Annotated in this window: 1 pseudogene; it reads right to left on the minus strand. The window is 66.1% G+C overall.

The window, feature by feature from the left end:
- Nucleotides 1-41 precede the first annotated feature (41 nt).
- A pseudogene (locus tag ACWD11_RS35190) lies at nt 42-1,012 on the minus strand (IS256 family transposase); the annotation flags it as partial.

Below are 1,012 nucleotides of genomic sequence, written 5' to 3' on the forward strand. Positions count from 1 at the left end.
GGGGGTCTGTGTGGCGAACGGTGGAACTCAGTCGGTTTTGTTCAGCGTCGTCCGGCGGTGAGCCGGCCGTCGAAGGTGATGTCGAAGGCTTGGAGTGCGGCCTTCCAACGCATGGTCCAGCGTTTGCGTCCGGTGCCGGTCGGGTCCAGGCTCATGACGGCCAGGTAGACGCACTTGAGAGCGGCCTGGTCGGTGGGGAAGTGTCCCCGGGCCCGGACGGCCTTGCGGATCCGCGCGTTGATGCTCTCGATCGCGTTGGTGGTGCAGACGATCTTGCGGATCTCCACGTCGAACCGGAGGAAGGGCACGAACTCCGCCCAGGCCGCCTCCCAGAGCCGGACGATCGCCGGATACTTCCCGCCCCAGGTGTCGGTGAACTCCACGAACCGCTCCAGCGCAGCCTCTTCAGTCGGGGCGGTGTAGACGGGCCTGAGTGCCTTCGCGATCTTCTCCCAGTCCTGCCGGGCCGCGTAACGAAAGCTGTTCCTCAGTAGGTGAACGACGCAGGTCTGGACGATTGTCGCAGGCCAGACCGTGTTCACGCGTCCGGGAGGCCGGTCAGGCCGTCGCAGACCAGCATCAGGACATCGGCCGCGCCGCGGTTCTTGATCTCGGTCAGGACCTGGAGCCAGTACTTCGCGCCCTCCCCGCCATCGCCGATCCACAGACCCAGAATGTCCCGGTGGCCCTCGGCGGTGACCGCCACCGCCATGTAGACGGGCCGGTTGGCGACCTGCCCGTCCCTGACCTTCACGTTCACACAGTCGATGAAGACGACCGGGTAGACGCTGTCCAGGGGACGGTTCTGCCATTCCGTCATGCCGGCCATCACGCTGTCGGTGATCGTGGAGATGGTGGACTTGGAGATCTCCGCGCCGTACACCTCGGCGAGATGCGCGGAGATCTCCCCGTGCGTCAGCCCTTTCGCCGACAGCGACAGGACCATCTCGTCCACCCCGCCCAGACGCCGCTGACGCTTCTTGACCAGTTGCGGCTCGAACGACCCGGCCCG

This window comes from Streptomyces sp. NPDC002776 (assembly GCF_053592195.1).